General features: G+C 49.3%; 16 protein-coding genes and 1 tRNA gene. 5 read left to right on the top strand and 12 right to left on the bottom strand.

All coding sequences use genetic code 11. The features are described 5' to 3' along the window. Positions 1 to 14 precede the first annotated feature (14 nt). The 6 genes from B7990_RS13170 to B7990_RS13145 all read right to left on the bottom strand — a co-directional run bounded on the left by B7990_RS13170 (position 15) and on the right by B7990_RS13145 (position 6339). A complete protein-coding gene (locus tag B7990_RS13170) occupies positions 15 to 905 on the bottom strand; it encodes a LysR family transcriptional regulator (RefSeq protein WP_088641377.1) in 891 nt (296 codons plus the stop codon). A gap of 85 nt (positions 906 to 990) precedes the next feature. Then, positions 991 to 2523: a sigma 54-interacting transcriptional regulator gene (locus tag B7990_RS13165; RefSeq protein WP_088641376.1), complete on the bottom strand. Its 1533-nt coding sequence runs from the start codon at positions 2521 to 2523 to the stop codon at positions 991 to 993. 35 nt (positions 2524 to 2558) lie between these two features. Beyond that, positions 2559 to 3281: a hypothetical protein gene (locus tag B7990_RS13160; RefSeq protein ID WP_088641375.1), complete on the bottom strand. Its 723-nt coding sequence runs from the start codon at positions 3279 to 3281 to the stop codon at positions 2559 to 2561. A gap of 221 nt (positions 3282 to 3502) precedes the next feature. Beyond that, the gene (locus B7990_RS13155; RefSeq protein WP_014546542.1) at positions 3503 to 3973 is read right to left on the bottom strand and encodes a GatB/YqeY domain-containing protein; all 471 of its coding nucleotides are present in this window, start codon (positions 3971 to 3973) and stop codon (positions 3503 to 3505) included. A gap of 126 nt (positions 3974 to 4099) precedes the next feature. Beyond that, a complete protein-coding gene (rpsU, locus tag B7990_RS13150; RefSeq protein WP_014546541.1) occupies positions 4100 to 4309 on the bottom strand; it encodes a 30S ribosomal protein S21 in 210 nt (69 codons plus the stop codon). A 95-nt stretch (positions 4310 to 4404) separates the two neighbouring features. Beyond that, a complete protein-coding gene (locus tag B7990_RS13145; protein ID WP_088641374.1) occupies positions 4405 to 6339 on the bottom strand; it encodes a SpoIIE family protein phosphatase in 1935 nt (644 codons plus the stop codon). Positions 6340 to 6616: 277 nt separating this feature from the next. Here B7990_RS13145 and B7990_RS13140 point away from each other — a divergent pair, with 277 nt between their 5' ends. Beyond that, positions 6617 to 8482: a S8 family serine peptidase gene (locus B7990_RS13140; RefSeq protein WP_088641373.1), complete on the top strand. Its 1866-nt coding sequence runs from the start codon at positions 6617 to 6619 to the stop codon at positions 8480 to 8482. 266 nt (positions 8483 to 8748) lie between these two features. Next, entirely contained in the window at positions 8749 to 9291 is a 543-nt protein-coding gene (locus B7990_RS13135; RefSeq protein WP_088641372.1) for an SPOR domain-containing protein, read from the top strand. Between the two features lie 76 nt (positions 9292 to 9367). On the opposite strand, the gene B7990_RS13130 is transcribed toward B7990_RS13135, so the two are convergent. Beyond that, complete coding sequence (locus B7990_RS13130) at positions 9368 to 9832, bottom strand: hypothetical protein (protein WP_088641371.1); 465 nt, start codon at positions 9830 to 9832, stop codon at positions 9368 to 9370. A 142-nt stretch (positions 9833 to 9974) separates the two neighbouring features. On the opposite strand from B7990_RS13130, the gene rimO reads away from it, so the two are divergent. Together rimO and B7990_RS13120 are read left to right on the top strand one after the other, a co-directional pair. Beyond that, positions 9975 to 11288 carry a 30S ribosomal protein S12 methylthiotransferase RimO gene (gene rimO, locus B7990_RS13125; RefSeq protein ID WP_088641370.1) on the top strand — a complete coding sequence of 438 codons (1314 nt, stop codon included), beginning with the start codon at positions 9975 to 9977 and terminating at the stop codon, positions 11286 to 11288. Positions 11289 to 11464: 176 nt separating this feature from the next. Then, positions 11465 to 11536, top strand: a tRNA-Arg gene (locus tag B7990_RS13120). Positions 11537 to 11605: 69 nt separating this feature from the next. Here B7990_RS13120 and B7990_RS13115 read toward each other — a convergent pair. The 4 genes from B7990_RS13115 to purD form a co-directional block, all read right to left on the bottom strand. After that, the gene (locus tag B7990_RS13115; RefSeq protein WP_088641369.1) at positions 11606 to 12598 is read right to left on the bottom strand and encodes a hypothetical protein; all 993 of its coding nucleotides are present in this window, start codon (positions 12596 to 12598) and stop codon (positions 11606 to 11608) included. Positions 12599 to 12721: 123 nt separating this feature from the next. Beyond that, on the bottom strand, positions 12722 to 13648 hold the full coding sequence (locus B7990_RS13110; RefSeq protein ID WP_254917533.1) for a DUF3108 domain-containing protein: 927 nt from the start codon (positions 13646 to 13648) through the stop codon (positions 12722 to 12724). 166 nt (positions 13649 to 13814) lie between these two features. Continuing rightward, entirely contained in the window at positions 13815 to 14294 is a 480-nt protein-coding gene (gene purE / locus B7990_RS13105; RefSeq protein WP_085491545.1) for a 5-(carboxyamino)imidazole ribonucleotide mutase, read from the bottom strand. A gap of 30 nt (positions 14295 to 14324) precedes the next feature. After that, positions 14325 to 15611 carry a phosphoribosylamine--glycine ligase gene (gene purD, locus B7990_RS13100; RefSeq protein WP_088641368.1) on the bottom strand — a complete coding sequence of 429 codons (1287 nt, stop codon included), beginning with the start codon at positions 15609 to 15611 and terminating at the stop codon, positions 14325 to 14327. Between the two features lie 127 nt (positions 15612 to 15738). Between purD and B7990_RS13095 the strand changes: the two genes are divergently transcribed. Next, on the top strand, positions 15739 to 16263 hold the full coding sequence (locus B7990_RS13095; protein WP_088641367.1) for a hypothetical protein: 525 nt from the start codon (positions 15739 to 15741) through the stop codon (positions 16261 to 16263). 65 nt (positions 16264 to 16328) lie between these two features. Here B7990_RS13095 and B7990_RS13090 read toward each other — a convergent pair whose 3' ends face one another. Further along, on the bottom strand, positions 16329 to 16625 hold the full coding sequence (locus tag B7990_RS13090; RefSeq protein WP_088641366.1) for a hypothetical protein: 297 nt from the start codon (positions 16623 to 16625) through the stop codon (positions 16329 to 16331). Positions 16626 to 16632 lie beyond the last annotated feature (7 nt).

The following is a 16632-nucleotide window of genomic DNA, read 5'->3' as shown; positions in this document are numbered from 1 at the left end:
CAATCTACGCAAAGTTACTTCCGCTTTTTGGATTGGCACTGGAGAATGTACTTCGTCAAAAAATTATAGAACTGTTCCGTCTTAGAATTGTCCTGCTTGTTGCGGCGGAGCGACACCACGATATCGCGCTTGAAATCCGTATCGGTAATTTCAAGAAGCTTGACGCGCTTGTGGTCCATCTTGCCCCACGAGAGTTCCGGCCAGAAACCAACGCCAATGCCAGCGGCAACAGCTTCCTTGACAACAGCGGCGTTATCACTTTCAAATGTAACATTTGTATGAAATCCAATACTATCGCAAAGTTCATTACAAATTTGTCTATACTGCTTAGATCCATAAAGACGAATGAATTTTTCGTCTTTCAAGTCAAATAGCGAGATGGAATCGAGCTTTTTATACTGCGCCGTATTGGGAACAGCCAAGAAAATTTTTTCAGAATGGACAAACGTTTCATCACTTTCGGTATTATCAAGTTCCGGCTTGTAATTGGCGTAAGTGCGAACGCAAATATCAAAGACGCTTGTCTCCTCATTTTGCACAATGTCCACGTCAATATCGGAATTACCACGTTTATACTCAATCACAGCGCTTGTGATGAGCGTGGATGCCGCAAGGACATTCAGCTTGACGTTGTTATTCTGCTTATCTGCAGTCTCCTTGAGTAGCGCCGGGAGCGCCATCATGTTTTCATAAAGCGGCTGGAGCTTTTCGTAAAAGAACTTTCCGCTATCGGTGAGCTTGATGTTTCGCCCGGAGTTTTTGAACAGCGATACGCCCAGCTCATCTTCGAGCTTGTGGATAGCTTGCGTAAGTGCCGGCTGGACGATGCAGAGGTTCTTTGCACTTTGCGTGACATGCTCCGTGCGGGCCACCTCCAAGAAGTATTTAAGCTGAGTCAGTTCCATGTGTAGCAATATAGGTTTTTAGACGAGAGGGAGGTGCCCGCTCAGCGGCGGGCATGACATTCAGGCAGGCGCGACAACTTGATCGCTACTTGGTAAACGCCGCGAGGTCGATGCCGAGCTGCTTGATTTTGTACGTGAGGATGCGCGGAGTGGTCGAGAGACTGCGGGCTGCAGCAGCCATTTTACCCCTAGAACTTTTAAGGGCATCGCAGATGATATCGCGTTCGTACGCCTCGACCATGAGCTTGAGGTTCCCGCTCACAGGCGTTCCGCTCGTTTCATCCGTCTGGATGGTCGGCGGGAAATGATGCGGGTAGATAACATCTTCTTCAGTCAAGAGCACCGCACGTTCAATCGCATTCTCGAGTTCACGCACATTGCCCGGCCACGGGTAACTCATGAGCATTTCAATCGTCCCGCGAGCAAGGCGGCGCACGTTTTTGCCGACCAAGCGGCAGTAATGATCCACAAAGTAATCAGCCAAGAGCACAATGTCGGTGCGGCGCTTGCGAAGAGGCGGCACGTAAATTGGAACAATGTGAAGCTGGTAGTACAAGTCTTCACGGAAGGTTCCATCCGAGACCATCTGCTGCAAGTTCTTAGTCGTTGCGCAAATCACGCGCACGTTCACTTTTTTCGGGAATCGAGCGCCCACGCGTTCCATTTCGCCCTGCTGCAAAAGGCGAAGCAACTTTATCTGCAAGTTCGGCGTAAGTTCTGCAACTTCATCGAGGAATAGCGTTCCGCCTTCGGCCTGCTCGACGCGGCCCGGCGCCTCGTTGACGACGCCAACCAAGGCGCCCTTTTCGCTACCGAAAAGTTCCCGGTCCAGAACGGACTCCGGGAGGGCCGCGCAATGCACTCGCACGAACGGCCCTAAATTGCGGTCGGAACGGAAATGGATTGCTTCTGCAACAAGACCTTTGCCAGTTCCCACCTCGCCCACAATCAGCGCTGGGAGCGGGCTTTTGGCAACCTGGTCGATTTGCGTATAGACCTGTTGCATTTCGGGCGTTTTTCCGATGATGTTGTCCGGCTGGAATCTGGCCTTAAGCTCCATCGCCATACGTTCGTTTTCGGCCTTGAGGATTTCGTTTTCTTCTCGGGCTTGGCGGCGGAGTTTCACGGCAGTTGCAAGCATCTGCGCGATGATTTCGAGCAAATGAATCTGGTCGTTGAGGTTTGCCTCGTCGGGGTTGTGTTCGTCGGCACTCAAGGCGCCAACGACTTCCTGTTCCATGATAATCGGAACGCAAAGGAAAGCCTTGTCCTCGGTCTTGCCACGGCCCGTGCGATCCAAGAAGTCCGGGTCTTTCGCGACAGACGGAATGATGATGGGCTTGCCTGTTTCAACGACGCGGCCCGTGATGCCTTCGCCCACCTTATAGCGGCCCTTGCTCGCCTGGCGGCTGCTCAAGCCTTCTGCAATTTCAATGGAAATTTCGCCGGTATGGCGGTTGTACAATGTGAGGGTCGCATGCTCGACGCCCATCACCGATTCGACGGTCTGCAATACAGGATGCGCCACCGTTTCGAAATCAAGACTCTGGTTCAAAATAGAGCTGATCTTGTAGAGCAGCTCCAGTTCTTGAATTCGTCTTTCTTCACCAGAAGTCATTGATTTTTTCAGTAAATACGTTTTGAGTAAACGGATTAATGGTTAAAAACCTTGTTTAAATCTACTTTTTCATCCCATTTTTTACAAGATTCTTTTTCCACTCGCAAATCGCTAATTTCACATTCAATAGCCTTTTTACCCCTTTCGGAATATATGGTATATGTCCCATTATATCTAGAAGCACCATCAGTATCATTTAAAAATTCACCTCGATATTCGGACATGACTTGACCATCATCGTAATATTCTAATTCATACTTTTTTTCAACATCCATGTCATAAATAATTTTGTCACCAATACGACGCATCAGCCTCGTGACGCGTCCATTAATGTACCATAAATCATAAACAGCTTTCAGTTTTTCACGCAAAGAATCATCTTTTTCTCCACCATAATTCACATGCACCAAATAAACCGTGGCATTTTCGTCATCATCCTTTTTCATGACGGCATCCATAATAAAGCCTTCAACCAAATTAAACTTCAGATATTTTTTGTAATCAAATTCATCTTTCTGAATAAATTCTAAAAGAAAATCTCGTACCGCAGGATGTGTTTTCTCTTGAATTTGTTCAATGGTCATTCCACCTGCGCCAACATTGTAAACTGTATCAAGCCCTATATTTTTTTTGTAGGCGTCAGAAAGAGATGGCGCAAACGTCGTTTTTTCCAACGAACTCATGCGATAAGCCAAGCCCAAGCAACCAGTCAACTGAATGGCGAACACAATCAACATGAAAAAAGATAATTTGCGCATAAAGCAAACCTTTGGATATTTCAATGAATTACAACAAATGATTGATGAAGGAAATATAATTTTTTTAGCTGTATAAAAAAAGGAGATGCCCGCTCAGTGGCGGGCATGACAGCGGGGCGTTGCGGGGCCGGCGTCTGAGGCCACGCTAGAAGGGGTGACGAGTCACGAAGTACGAGTCAGGGGAAAACGTTCCCCTCCTACTTCCTACCGTCTACTTCCGACTATTTCAACGCTTCCTGTACGAGGGCAGAAGCGCGCTTGGAATCAAAGCGGCCCTTGACCTTCGGGGAAAGTTCCTTCATGATCTTTCCCATGTCCTTCGGAGAAGAGGCGCCCGTTGCAGCCTTGATTTCAGCGATGAGAGCCTTGACTTCGTCTTCGGTCATCTCGGCCGGCATATACTTGCGGTAGATGGCAATGACAGCTTCTTCGGCCGGGATCTTGTCCAGGAATCCGCCCTTCTTGAGGATTTCGATGGATTCCTGCTTCTGCTTCACGCTCTTGGCGAGAACGTCGATGCACATGGCATCGGTAATGCTTTCGGTAATCTGTGCCGGAGTGGCACCAGACTTCATAGCTTCGTTCTTGATGTCAGAATGGAGCGTACGAAGAGTTCCGAGAGTTTCGGCATCGTGAGCCTTCATGGCGGTCTTGATGTCGTCGAGAATCTGGGTAAGCAATGCACAACTCATATTGACCTCGAGCGATTATAACGCTTCGCTCCAAGCGATGAAGATTTGTTATAAAACACCTAATGAGTCATCAGCACCAGCCGACAACTCATTAAAGCTTAGCAAATTTCCGATTATTGAATCGAATTAGTAGAGACGCTTGCGGTTCTGGTCAGCAATCTCTTTGAGACGCTTGCGACGAGCAGCCGTTTCAATACGCTTCTTTTCTTCGGAGGGCTTTTCGAAACGCTGACGCTTCTTGACGTCGGAAATGATACCATTCTTTTCGCAAGACTTGGTGAAACGCTTGAGTGCGCGTTCGAAAGGTTCGTTGGACTTAACAATAACGCCGATCACGATAATCCTTTGGTTAAAAATTCAGTTTTTGGATAGCCAAATATACCTAAATATTCTAAATCCGTCAAGGGTAACATTTTGTAAGCACTTTAAGCTTACCGGTCATTACCCCCTTTATATTCCATCGCCAGCATGGTAATGTCGTCAAATTGCGGGGCATTTCTTGTAAAAGCGTCAATTTGGCGTTTGACAAAGCGACAAATTTCTTTAGTACCCCGCCCGCCACCAAGCGAAACGGCATCAAGCAACCGGTCATTGCCGAACAGCTCGTTATGCTCGTTGGTCGCTTCGGTCACGCCATCGGTATAGAGAAACAGTGTATCGCCCGGGGCAAGCTCAAGCGTCTGCATTTTGTAGCGCGAGTTTTCCATAGCCGCCATAACGACCCCCGCCTTGCTCTTCGCAAGTTCAACCGAGCCATCCTTATGGCGAATCACCGGCGGATTATGCCCCGCCGATGCAAACTCTATACGCCCCGTCTGCAAATCGACAAACCCCATCCAGACGGTTACAAACATGTTCGCGCGGTTACGTTTCGCCAACTCGTAATTAGCCTTCTCAAAAGTTTCAACAACAGACTGCAAGTTTCTAGCCGTCGTACGGAGCACAATGCGCGACACCATCATAAACAGCGCAGCCGGGACTCCCTTGCCCGACACATCGCCCACGACTACACACAAACGTCCATCATCCAGCTTGAAGAAATCATAAAAATCACCACCGACCTCCTTCGCCGGTTGCAGGAACGGAGTGAGTTCATGGAGCGAGTCCTCAGAATTTTCCTCTTTTTCCGTCATCGAAAGGAACCCAAGCTGAATATCCTTCGCGAAATCTAGCTCGCTTTCAATGCGGTCCAAGTCCTTCTGTTTCTCGATATGTTCCTTGAGCGACGTGCGCATGTTCAGGAACGCCCACGCAAACTGAGCAATTTCATCGCGGCCAGAGAGGTGCGGAATTTCCACATCGAAATCGCCCTGCCCCATTTTATTTGCAGCCACAGCCAGCTCCTTGAGCGGGCGGGACACCCTGGACGAAATTACAAATATCAAAAACAACATCACAACATAGCCCGCAACGCTCATCCACGCGAACATTTTTTCCAGGGAACGCTGGCTTTCCATATATTCATGCGCGGGCCACACGATCATGAACGTCCATCCATTCGCATCCATCGCCTTGAAGTAGATAACCGCCTCTTTGCCATCGGGTGTGCTCCCCATGAAAAGCCCCTTTTTCATGCTCTGCACAGCCTTCTCAAATTCCGTGACCGTACGAACTCCCATCCCTCCCGAGAGATCGGACAAGCTCTCCTTGAAAACAATTTCGTTCTTAGGGTGCGCGATAACAGTATTATTTGCAGACAGGACGACCACATACCCGGAATTCGACACCGGGATCGAGGCTACCGTTTCTTTAAGGAAGGCAATCGACATATCAACACAGAGAACACCCGCAAAGACGGTGTTTCCATAAGCATCTTTCTGGTAAATCGGAGCCGTATAAATTGCAATGGGTTCCTTGATAAAGTCTCCGATAAAAGGTTCTTGCCAAAGCCCTTTCTGCAAGTTCTTGGTACTTTTGTACCAAGTTTTCTCCAGATAATCCTTCCCCTTCAAGAGCTTGATGTCATTACCCGAATACTGGGCCAGCCGCATCACTTCCTGATGCCATTTTGCCTTAGGCGCCATCCCCGGTTCATAGGCAACCACAACAGCCAGCACCTGCGGAAGCGTCTGCCGCGCGTCAAAGACCGCCTGCGTCAGAAAGTCATCAAGGTCCTTGCCCGAAAGCATTTCCTTACCAAGCACTTCAGCATATTCATCGCCGAGCTTTTTGCCTTTTTCGAAAAGCTTTTCGATTATGGCGACATTTGCAAGACTGATCTCTTCGCCTTTTTCCGTGAGCAACGTCGAAAGCTCGCTTTGCACCTTAAAACTGAGAACCCCAAACAGCGTCGCAAACACGATGCTGAAACCGACCAGGGTCATCATGGACTGTTTGAACGCCAGCCCGTGCATGTTGAAGCCCATATAAACCTTTTCTTTTTGTTACAACAAAAATTGTTTTTTATTACAAATAGAAATAATTCAGGGGGTTGTCAAAACCATTTTTCATGTTTTGAGGCTTTTAAAGGGATTAAAACAATGGTGCCACACTCATACTCAGCCTGTTTTATGTAAAATATTTTTAATATTTCACATTTTACAACCCATCATATTCATTTGTTTCAAAGAATAAATTATATTCATACAACATTTTGCTAACAAAATGTAAAATAATCAATTACAATTAAATTAGGAGAAAAGGATGAATACCAAGACTTTATTGGTACTTTCACTTGCTGGAGTAGTCTCTGCGCAAGCAGGTTTAGCAGACAATCATCTAGACCGCTTGTCCCCAAAAGCTAGGGAATTTGTTGAAAAATACAAAGCAGAAAAGGCTAATAAAAAAATCAACGCACAAAAGAGAAAAGTTGTCCTCAAGAGCGATATTCTCGGCCGCAAATCCAAAAAAGGTCAGTTCCGCGATTCCACCGTCTACATGGTTGAAGATGAAATCGAACCAAAAATGGAAGTCACCGTCACGGACTTGAAGGTGGACAACATTGATATCGAACCGATCAGCGCATTCTATTCCTTCAATGGCGATTCCAAGGAAGAAAAGTTCTGGCTGAACGGCAAGACAATCGACAGAAAGTCGTTCTTCAAGAAAACAGAAGACTGGGAAAAGCGCCGTGCAAAGAAGCGCAAGCCGCTCAAGAAATCTTACAAGGCTTTCTTGACTCCTACTGAAATCGAAAAGAAGCTCAAGTCTTCGGATGCAATCTACATCGAAAGCGAAGAATTGCAGGTCGAACCGAACTACCTCACCGTTACAGACTACACTCGTGGCTACGGCTATTACACCGCCAATTACGTAACGCGTGACGAAGCTCTCGAAATTTCCCAGCTCAACTTTGCACACGCTGACGGATACAAGGGAAATGACGTCGGCGTCTACTATCTGGAACAGGGTTGCGCAAGAGTAAGTGAAATTCCGGACCCGTCCAAGCACTCCACGCCGGGATGCTCCGGCACCAGCGACCACGCTACCGGCGTGACTGGCGTCCTCCAGCTTTTTGCACCGAACGTAAACGTCTACGGCTATGACTACACGGTCCTGAACAGCCACGATGGTCCTGCAGACCCGTCTTCGTTCAGCCCGAAGATCTACATTGGTACAACTTCCCTGGGCTTCTACTATAACGGCCAGTACCGCAATAACTACGAAGTCATCGACGCCCAGTACGACAACTACGTCTATGAAACCAGCGTTACCGAATTCGTGAACGCAGGTAACCTCAAGAGCGAAAGCTTGCAGCCCGAACCGACCATCCATTCCCCGGGCAAGGCAGCAAACGTCATTACTGTCGGCGCCGTGAACCCGCTTCCAAGTACAACTCCGGAAGGACCGGCCTATTTCTACTTGCCGTACAGCAACTACATCAACTCCAATATCGGCAATACGAAGCCCGATATCATGAACCTCACGAACTTCACAGACCCCATTTTCCCGGATGCATACGGCGACATCTTTAACGGAACGAGCGCATCGACACCGTATTCTGCAGCCATGGGCGCAGTCTTGATGAGCAAGCACCCGTTCTTCAAGGGTCACCCGGAAATGGTCAAGCCCGTATTCCTGACTTCTACTCTTGGCAACCTCATTGAAGACAGAGATTCCGATGGCGGTGCAGTTCCGGGCGTTCCGGCATTCAACCTCATGGCATCCAACAAGTCCTTCTCCGGCTACTGGAACCGAGCAAACTACACGTCTCTCTTCAAGGACGCTAACGGAAACAACAAGACGCAAAACGTCCTCATCGACGGTTTAGTGGCTGGTGAAAAGTACAAGCTCGCTGTGACATGGCTCATGAAGGGCAACACGATCAAGTCCTTGGGCAAGTTGCCGATCAAGATGGAAGCACACCTCTTCCAGAACGGTACCGAATTCACCTCCAAGTCCAGCTATGAATACTCTAGCGCATCCATGCAGGAAATCCGCGAACCGTACATTCTCCATTCGTTCACGGTTCCGGCATCCGGAAAGATCATTCTCAAGCTCGCTTGCACTCAGAACGACGCCCCGGACGATCAAATGATCATGGGCTTCCACATGTCGAGAGTTCCGTAACGGGTATTGCGATTCTTAAGAAGAACAATCCGCTTTAAATTACGAGGCCCTGGAAATTTTTCCAGGGCTTCTGCTTTACAGCATGCATAAACATTTGAGCACTAAAACTAAATAAATAATCAAAATTTCCTCGTAATTTTTTGTAAAATATGGACTTTTTTCAGAAAAATAAATCTTCATAACTTGCGAAGTATCAAAGACTTATGTATATTATTTGTAAGATTTTCCAAATTGCCGGAGAACTATTTTTTTAGCGGAGTACGACCATGAAATTGCAATCGGTTTCTTTACTTGGGGCATTCACCCTTTCCATCGCCCTACTTTCTGCTTGCGGTAGCAAGGAAGAACAGCCTGCTCCACAAGTCGAGGTAAAACCCGTCGTCGAAGAACCCGCTCCAGTGCAAGAAGCGGCTCCAGAACCAGTCCAGGAAGAACCGGCACTCGTTCCGATCCAATCCCTTAGCGAAGAAAAGCCCGCTCCTGTCGAAACCCCAGCTCCGGTATCCAGCGTCGAACAAGAAGCCTCCGGCCCATTCGTAATCCAGGTAAGCATCCAGCCCTCCAGAAAAGCCGCCAACAACGTCGTGAGCAAGCTCTCCGACCAGGGCATCAAGGCATACGTCGCCGAAGTTGAAAACCCGGGAGAACTCGAAGGCACGTTCTACCGTGTACGCGTCGGGTATTTCTCCACGATTGCAAACGCCCAGCAGTTCGGCAAGGAAGTCCTCGCTCCGCAGGGTTATGCCGGATGGGTGGACAACCGCAAGAACGACCGCATCGGCCAGCCGGGCGGAAGCGAAGATATGTAATTTTACAAGAACAACGAACTGTTAAGGCCCCGCACTTTGCGGAGCCTTTTTCATTTAAAACCTAACGAAAACAGGATCAATCGTATTCGTAAAGAGTGCCGTTTTGGGCTCTCCGGTAACCATCGTCACACTGGGCCTGGTACTCGGCAGCGGTTTCTTCCAGATCCTCTCGAGTGCTATCATCACGCTGTTTCACATGCACAGAATTCGACGAGCATTCCACCTGGTAGCTGCCATCTCTCCAGCTCCTGGCTTCATCCCTTTCGTCCGCGCATACCTCAGCGGCTTCTTCAAGATCAGTGAAAACAATGTCCGAAGCCCAAATGGAATAATCAAAACCATATTGATCCTGATAAACCGTTTGCGTTTGTTTATAGGTTCCCAGCACATACGTTTCAGAAAGCGTAACGGAATTGGCCGTTCGAGTCACTTTGCACGAAAAACCGTTCACGACTTTTCCGGAGTCAGCATTAGCACTGGTACCAGTATCGCAAGCGGTCATAGCAAGCATAATTGCTGATGCAAGGATAATTTTTTTCATATAAATACTCTCCTTATTATTTTGTTATTTGGAAAATATAAAAAAAAGATACAGAAGCACAGCTTTAAAGCCATCATTGAAAAAAAACAGCTCCCGAACACGTCGTCGAAGCACCCCTTGCCTCAAATTCTATATTTGTGCCATGCCTACAAAAAAGCCCAAAGTCTTTGTCGTGCATCTCGGATGCGCCAAGAACCAGGTCGACGCAGAAAACCTCGTCGGCGAAATGCTCCATGCAGGTTTTGCAACCTGCGATACCGCCGGAAAGGCGGACTACATCCTCGTGAACACGTGCGGTTTTATCGAAGCCGCAAAGGAAGAATCCATCAATGCGATTCTTGCACAGGCCAAAGCAAAGAAGGCCAAGCAGAAACTGATTGTTTCGGGCTGCCTCAGCGGCCGCTATGGCGAAGAGCTGATGAAGGAACTGCCCGAAGTGGACTACTGGGTCGGCACGTACAAGCCAGGCGAACTTTTAAAGAAGATGGGCATTGTCGCACCGCAGAGCTGCGACGCCGAGAACCTCCCCCGCATGAACCTGGGCGGATTTTCGCACCATGCCTACCTGAAAATCGCGGAAGGATGCAACCGCCGTTGCGCCTACTGCGCCATCCCGCTCATTCGCGGCAAGCAGGATTCCCGCTCCATTGAAGACATCGTCGCAGAGGCAAAGGACCTCGAAGCCCAGGGCGTCAAGGAAATTACTTTGATCGCACAGGACACAACCTACTTTGGACGTGAAAAGGGCAAGAAGGACGGTACGCTTGTCGAACTTTTGCGCGCTCTCTTGGACAACACGAGCATCCCGTGGATCCGTATGCTCTATTGGTACCCGATGTTCGTGGACGATGAACTTCTGGACTTGATGGCCAAAGAACCGCGCCTCGTGAAGTACGTGGACATGCCGATCCAGCATGCAAGCGACAAGATGCTCAAGTACATGAAGCGCAATTACCGCAAAAAGGAACTTGTTGACCTTCTGCACAAGATCCGCGAACGCATCCCGGGCGTGACGCTCCGCAGCACCGTGCTCGTCGGGTTCCCCGGTGAAACGCACGAAGATTTCGAAGAGCTGATGGAACTTTTGCAGGATGTGCAATTTGACCACTTGGGCGGATTCGTGTTCAGCCCCGAAGAAGGAACCCCGGTGATGGACATGGACCTCCCCGCCGTGGACGAAAGCGATGCCCGCGCAAGGCTCGAAGCAGTCACGGACTACCAGGAAGAACTTGCCGCCGAATACGCCGAGAACATGATCGGAAAGACAGTCAAGATCATCATCGACCAGGTCGCCGAAGAAAGCGAATACCACTTCTACGGACGCACGGAAGGCAACTCGATGGAGAACGACGATATCGTGAAGGTCATCGAGGGCGATGGCGACGTGGGAGAGTTCCACAACGCACTCGTCGTGGATGCCGAACCGCACGAACTTGTGGTCAAATTGATAGACTAGAGACTAAAGACGAGAGACGAGAGATACTTTCGTCTTTGGGCAAGCCCCAAATGCTCGGCTCAGTTATAGGTCTGCAAGCAGCCCTGCAGCATTCGCCTTTTGCATTTGTCATCTGTAGTGCCGTAGGCACATTCTCTCGTCTAAATTATTATATTATACCCGCCTTAAAGGCTCACGCCCGTGTATCACAATGGATAGTGTCCTTCCCTCCGAAGGAAGGTATTCCGGTTCGATTCCGGACATGGGTATTAAAAGCAAACAAAAAGCCCGCCGTTCGATGAACTGGCGGGCTTTTTAGCACTTAAGCTAGATGCGGATTACTTGGCGTTCTTGCGTTCCTTTTCACGCTGACGGCGACGCTTTTCGGTATCGTCCGGGAAGAATTCCGGGAAGGAATAACCGATGGTAATGCCGAACACGATGCCGGTCTTGTCCATGCCGTTAGGCTTGTTCACGACGCGAGAAGCATAAGTAACTTCGGTTTCCGTCTTGGAGTCCTTCGTTTCCTTGAAGCTCGGGTTCGATTCACGAGGCTTGGCAAGTTCCGGAGAATAGTAGAAACCAAAAGAGAACTGCAAATAATACCATTCATTCGAGAGGTAAGACACCAGGATATCAAACTGGTAGCCCTTTACAGAAATCAAGCGGCGAAGACCACTGTCATCCGGTTCCATATCGTGGTCAAAGTAGACCGTACCGTAAGAAGCGGACAAGCCCAGGTGGATAGGAATCTTCGGGAAGAAGTAGTAGTTAATACCGATCTTGTAACCCGTACCACCTTCAAGTTCCATATAATCAAATTCACTGTCCTTGACCTTCGGCAAGAAACCGAAGGAGGCAAAAGCGCCTACATGCCAGCGAGTGATATATTCGACGCCAGCGCCAAGGCCCATGCCCATGCCAGATTCACCCATGAACGGCATACGGGAACCAAGTCCCAATTCAAAAACGAGACGGTCCTTGAGCCAGTCACGACGGCGTTCGGAGTTTGCATATTCGTCCAAGCGCTGTTCTTCTTCAAACTTTTTACGGGAAAGGAAGTCCTTTTTCTGTGCGGCATTCATGCCAGCCATAGACGCTTCGGCATTTTCTTCCTCGTCATCATCATCGACAGCTTTTGCCGCAGAAGAAGAAGGAGCCTCGGAAACAGACATAAAGCCATCATCGGATTCCGCAGGAGCAGCAGGAGCTTCAACGGTCTGTTCTGCTACAGGAGCAGCCTTTTTAGACTTAGCTTTACGCGCTTTTGCAGGAGCAGCCCATGCAACCAAACTCGAAAGACACAACAGCAACAACAATTTTTTCAGCATTAAAAAAGCCTCGGATAAATAACCACGCTTGGAATATAACTTTTTATAGAAGTTTTTTTCGAAAACTTCTTGTAAAACTTGTTTTTTCGTTTGATTTTACAATTTCGTAAGATTCTAGTATGACTATTTAGCCTTTTTCAGCTCTGCCTTAATCGAACCAAGCTTAATTTCGCACTGCATGAGCACTGGAAGTCGCTTTTCATCGTCAGTAAACCAGATGAAAATGCGACCGCTGGAATTGAAAATGCCGTCACCATCCAGGACAGGTTCTACTTTAACGGTCTTGAACGTGCCCAAATCCGTTTTGATCGTTTCTCGTTTGTGAATAATCACCTTCAGTTCATAGCGCTTTTTCCCGCTTACCGCCGAAAAACGAGATGTTTCACCCTCTTTAAGCGGAAGCGTACGCACAAGATAAAACGCCGACATAATGCTGTGTTCAAGCCCATCAATCGTCACAGACGTATCTGCAGAGCGCTTGACATAGTGCTTGACCGGGTCCTTAAATACCGTATCGGAAAGAACGGCCTTCTTGCCATCGCGATTAAACCTAATAAGCGACTTGTTGTGGAAAGTACCCTCGTGAAGGGACTTGCGGAATACATCCGTCATGAGGCCTTTCTTGTGAACAAGCGTATAGACGGTATCATGGACAGGGTAAAATTTATTGACCGTCTTGTTGGCGGTTGCAAATGTGAGGAACTCGACCTTGCCATCCTTGCGCGGTTTGACTTCGAGAGTAGCGTAGCCAGCCGTAATAAAACCCCAGCTGAGTTCATATTCAAGACGTTCGCCATTCATCCACGAGGCATTGACTTCGGGAAGGGTCTGCCACTTGGAAAGAGGCTTTGCAGGCGCACTAGCACTTGAGGACGGCTGAACGCCTGGGGTCTGCGATTCGAGAGTCGCCGAAGACTGAGGCAGTTTGTCGAGATTCGCCGCACTTTGGGACTGCACAGACGAAGACGAATCCGAAGATTCCGCCGCCATAGACGAAACCGACAAAGTAAACGCAAGCAACAAAACACTTTTCAAAGCACGGTAAAACATAGACCCCAATACTCTTTATAATGGATAAAATTTAAGATAAAGACAATATATAAAAGTCGAAAGCGATAGATACGGCTACATGTGAGTAAAATCAAAGAGACTGTGACAAAAAAGCAAAAAACGCTGACGAAACGCCAGCGTTTTTTTTAATTCGGAATTAGAAGACTTAGCCTTCGATATCCCCGAGGCCCTTGCGGTAAGCAACGAGCTTTTCGCGGACGCTTGCGTCAGAGAGGGCGACGATGTGGACAGCGAGGAAACCGGCATTCTTGCCGTTGCCGATGCCGACTGTTGCCACCGGGATTCCCGGGGGCATCTGCACGATAGAGTGCAGTGCATCGACGCCGTTGAGCGGGCCGCCCGCGCAGGGCAGACCAATCACCGGAAGAATCGTGTGCCCTGCGAGCACACCCGGAAGGGCTGCAGCGAGGCCAGCCACACCGATGAGGACCTGGAGGCCTCGCCCGGCGGCTTCGCGAGCATACTTCGCGGTCGCATTCGGGGTGCGGTGTGCAGAGAGGATGTTGTATTCCCACGTGATGCCGAACTGGTCGAGCACAGCGGTGATTTTGTCTACAGTTTCCTGGTCGGACTTGCTACCCGCAACGATACCGACCTTTGCATTCGGAACTTCATTAATCTGCATATTTACTTCCTACTGTCTACTTCTTACTTCCTACTTCTTAGCGAGTCTTGCAAGGCCCTTCTTGCCAATGTCCTTGCGGTAGAACTTGCCTTCGAACTGAACCTTTTCGGCGGCTTCGTAAGCGATGTCGAGAGCAGCCTGGAGCGTTTCGCCATGGCCCACCACGCCAAACACGCGGCCACCGTTCGTGACCAGCTTGCCGTCCACCATCTTGGTACCGGCATGGAGCACCTGGGCGCCGTTCTTTTCGGCTTCTTCGATACCCGTGACGACCTTGCCCTTTTCGTAGGAGCCCGGATAACCAGCGCTGGCAAGCACGACGATAGCGGAGCTGCCCTTCGGAGCCTTCGGGGCACCGAGCTTGGCGAGTTCGCCCTTTTCGGCAGCGTCGAACAGAGCGAGCACGTCGCCGTCGTAGAGCGGAAGCACAATCTGGCATTCGGGGTCGCCGAGGCGGCAGTTGTATTCCACGACCTTCGGGCCCTTCGCAGTCACCATGATGCCCACGTAAAGCACGCCCGTGTAGGGCTTGCCTTCGGCGGCCATGCCCTTGAGGGTCGGTTCGATAATCGTCTTCTTCACTTCGTCGAGGAGAGCGTCCGTGACTACCGGAGCCGGGCTGTAAGCGCCCATGCCACCCGTGTTCGGGCCCTTGTCGTCGTCAAAGACGCGCTTGTGGTCCTGGGCAGAGGAGAGAATCACGTAGTCCTTGCCGTCGCAAACCACGAAGATGGAAGCTTCTTCGCCGTCCATGAATTCTTCGATCACGACCGTCTTGCCAGATTCGCCGAAGACCGCCTTGTCGCCGAGCATTTCTTCGACTGCGTCGTTCGCTTCCTTGTCGGTCATGCAGACGATAGCGCCCTTGCCCGCAGCGAGGCCCGACGCCTTCACCACGATCGGAGCCGGGTGTTCGGCAAGGAACTTCTTGGCAGAGGCGAGATCGGTGAAGGTCTCGAAGGCTGCCGTCGGCACGTTGTACTTCTTCATGATATCCTTGCTGAAGGCCTTGGAGCCTTCGAGCGCGGCAGCAGCCGCAGTCGGGCCGAAAGCACGGAGACCGCGAGCGCGGAATTCATCCACCACGCCAGCGACCAGCGGAATTTCGGGGCCGATGACCGCGAGGTCAATCTTTTCGGCAACCGCGAGGTCGGCAATGGCTTTCGGGTCGGCCACATCCACCGGTACGCACTTGCCGAGGTTAGCCATGCCCGGGTTGCCCGGAGCGCACACGAGAGTGTCGCACAGCGGCGACTTCTTGACTGCAAGAGCGATGGCATGTTCGCGACCACCGCTACCAACGACGAGAATATTCATAAGCGAATCCTTATCTTTGTACGGGGGGAAATGTAGAAAAATGCATTATAAGAAATCTGCCAACATACGGAATAATGTATAATTAGAGTTATCCAAGCCCCTCAACACGTCATCTCTGGAGGAAAATATGAAAAGAACCCGCTACTGGGCAGTTACAATTTTAGGCATTATCACCTTATCAATATGCGGTTGTGCAACGGCAAAAGGCTATCATGCACTACCCAGCATTTCCCAAAAAGCAACTTCAGCCCCCGAAGCTTGTATTTTCCTTGCCGTTGACGACACAGCACATTATGAAGGCATTCACAACGCTATAGGCATCAATAATGACAGTTTGTATTTTGAATACAACATCTACAAGAAAACAGATGCCGACCAAGAATATCAAATGTACGAAACCATTCACATTTCCAAAAAGCCACATGACTTGAAAGCGATGTTTTTCCCATACCGAGACAAGAACGGCACTATCAATGACCGCTATATAATAAAGCCGATTTCCAACAACGAAGAGTTAGACGCAATTCCTTTAACATACTACACAACCGATTCAACCTACTTCACACAAATTGAACATCGTTCAATGGAATCGTCCAAAGCAGATACACGGCTTTACAATCTAATTCTTTACGTCGAAAACGTTTCAAAATAGATAGTGCAGCGTTCCGCTGCATTTTTTTCAAAATGCCCAGTATAGGCCCAAGCCCCCTAAAACAGTTATGCCCAAGCCTTCACCAAGCATCGCACCTCCACCATCACCCCGTCCTTGAGTTCCTTTGCCCCCAGCACACCCCAAGAAAACCCGAAAATAACAAGCATAAACGAAATCACACCCACAAAGGGTTTAAAGAAACCGAAATCAGCCTCCGATCTTTCATTATAGTCAAAATCGTCGGAGGTCATAGTACCTTCGTATTCCTGCATTGACAAAACCAACGGAGAATTCAGAGACACCGCAAAAGAACTTGTCGCCACCAACGAAAGCGTCAAAAGGAATACTGCTAAAAATTTCATATAGTTT

Origin of the sequence: Fibrobacter sp. UWB4 (genome assembly GCF_002210345.1) — a bacterium.
Taxonomy (GTDB): Bacteria; Fibrobacterota; Fibrobacteria; order Fibrobacterales; family Fibrobacteraceae; genus Fibrobacter.
Note: the sequence above shows the minus strand (reverse complement) of the source record. Positions and strands in the feature narration are given on the sequence as shown.

Coding starts and splice junctions, on each gene's coding strand:
- B7990_RS13135 (WP_088641372.1), top strand. CDS start 8,749: ATGAAATTGCAATCGGTTTCTTTACTTGGGGCATTCACCCTTTCCATC.
- B7990_RS13115 (WP_088641369.1), bottom strand. CDS start 12,598: ATGCTGAAAAAATTGTTGTTGCTGTTGTGTCTTTCGAGTTTGGTTGCA.
- B7990_RS13090 (WP_088641366.1), bottom strand. CDS start 16,625: ATGAAATTTTTAGCAGTATTCCTTTTGACGCTTTCGTTGGTGGCGACA.
- B7990_RS13145 (WP_088641374.1), bottom strand. CDS start 6,339: ATGGGCTTCAACATGCACGGGCTGGCGTTCAAACAGTCCATGATGACC.
- purD (WP_088641368.1), bottom strand. CDS start 15,611: ATGAATATTCTCGTCGTTGGTAGCGGTGGTCGCGAACATGCCATCGCT.
- purE (WP_085491545.1), bottom strand. CDS start 14,294: ATGCAGATTAATGAAGTTCCGAATGCAAAGGTCGGTATCGTTGCGGGT.
- B7990_RS13155 (WP_014546542.1), bottom strand. CDS start 3,973: ATGAGTTGTGCATTGCTTACCCAGATTCTCGACGACATCAAGACCGCC.
- B7990_RS13130 (WP_088641371.1), bottom strand. CDS start 9,832: ATGAAAAAAATTATCCTTGCATCAGCAATTATGCTTGCTATGACCGCT.
- B7990_RS13095 (WP_088641367.1), top strand. CDS start 15,739: ATGAAAAGAACCCGCTACTGGGCAGTTACAATTTTAGGCATTATCACC.
- B7990_RS13165 (WP_088641376.1), bottom strand. CDS start 2,523: ATGACTTCTGGTGAAGAAAGACGAATTCAAGAACTGGAGCTGCTCTAC.
- B7990_RS13110 (WP_254917533.1), bottom strand. CDS start 13,648: ATGTTTTACCGTGCTTTGAAAAGTGTTTTGTTGCTTGCGTTTACTTTG.
- rimO (WP_088641370.1), top strand. CDS start 9,975: ATGCCTACAAAAAAGCCCAAAGTCTTTGTCGTGCATCTCGGATGCGCC.
- B7990_RS13160 (WP_088641375.1), bottom strand. CDS start 3,281: ATGCGCAAATTATCTTTTTTCATGTTGATTGTGTTCGCCATTCAGTTG.
- B7990_RS13170 (WP_088641377.1), bottom strand. CDS start 905: ATGGAACTGACTCAGCTTAAATACTTCTTGGAGGTGGCCCGCACGGAG.
- B7990_RS13140 (WP_088641373.1), top strand. CDS start 6,617: ATGAATACCAAGACTTTATTGGTACTTTCACTTGCTGGAGTAGTCTCT.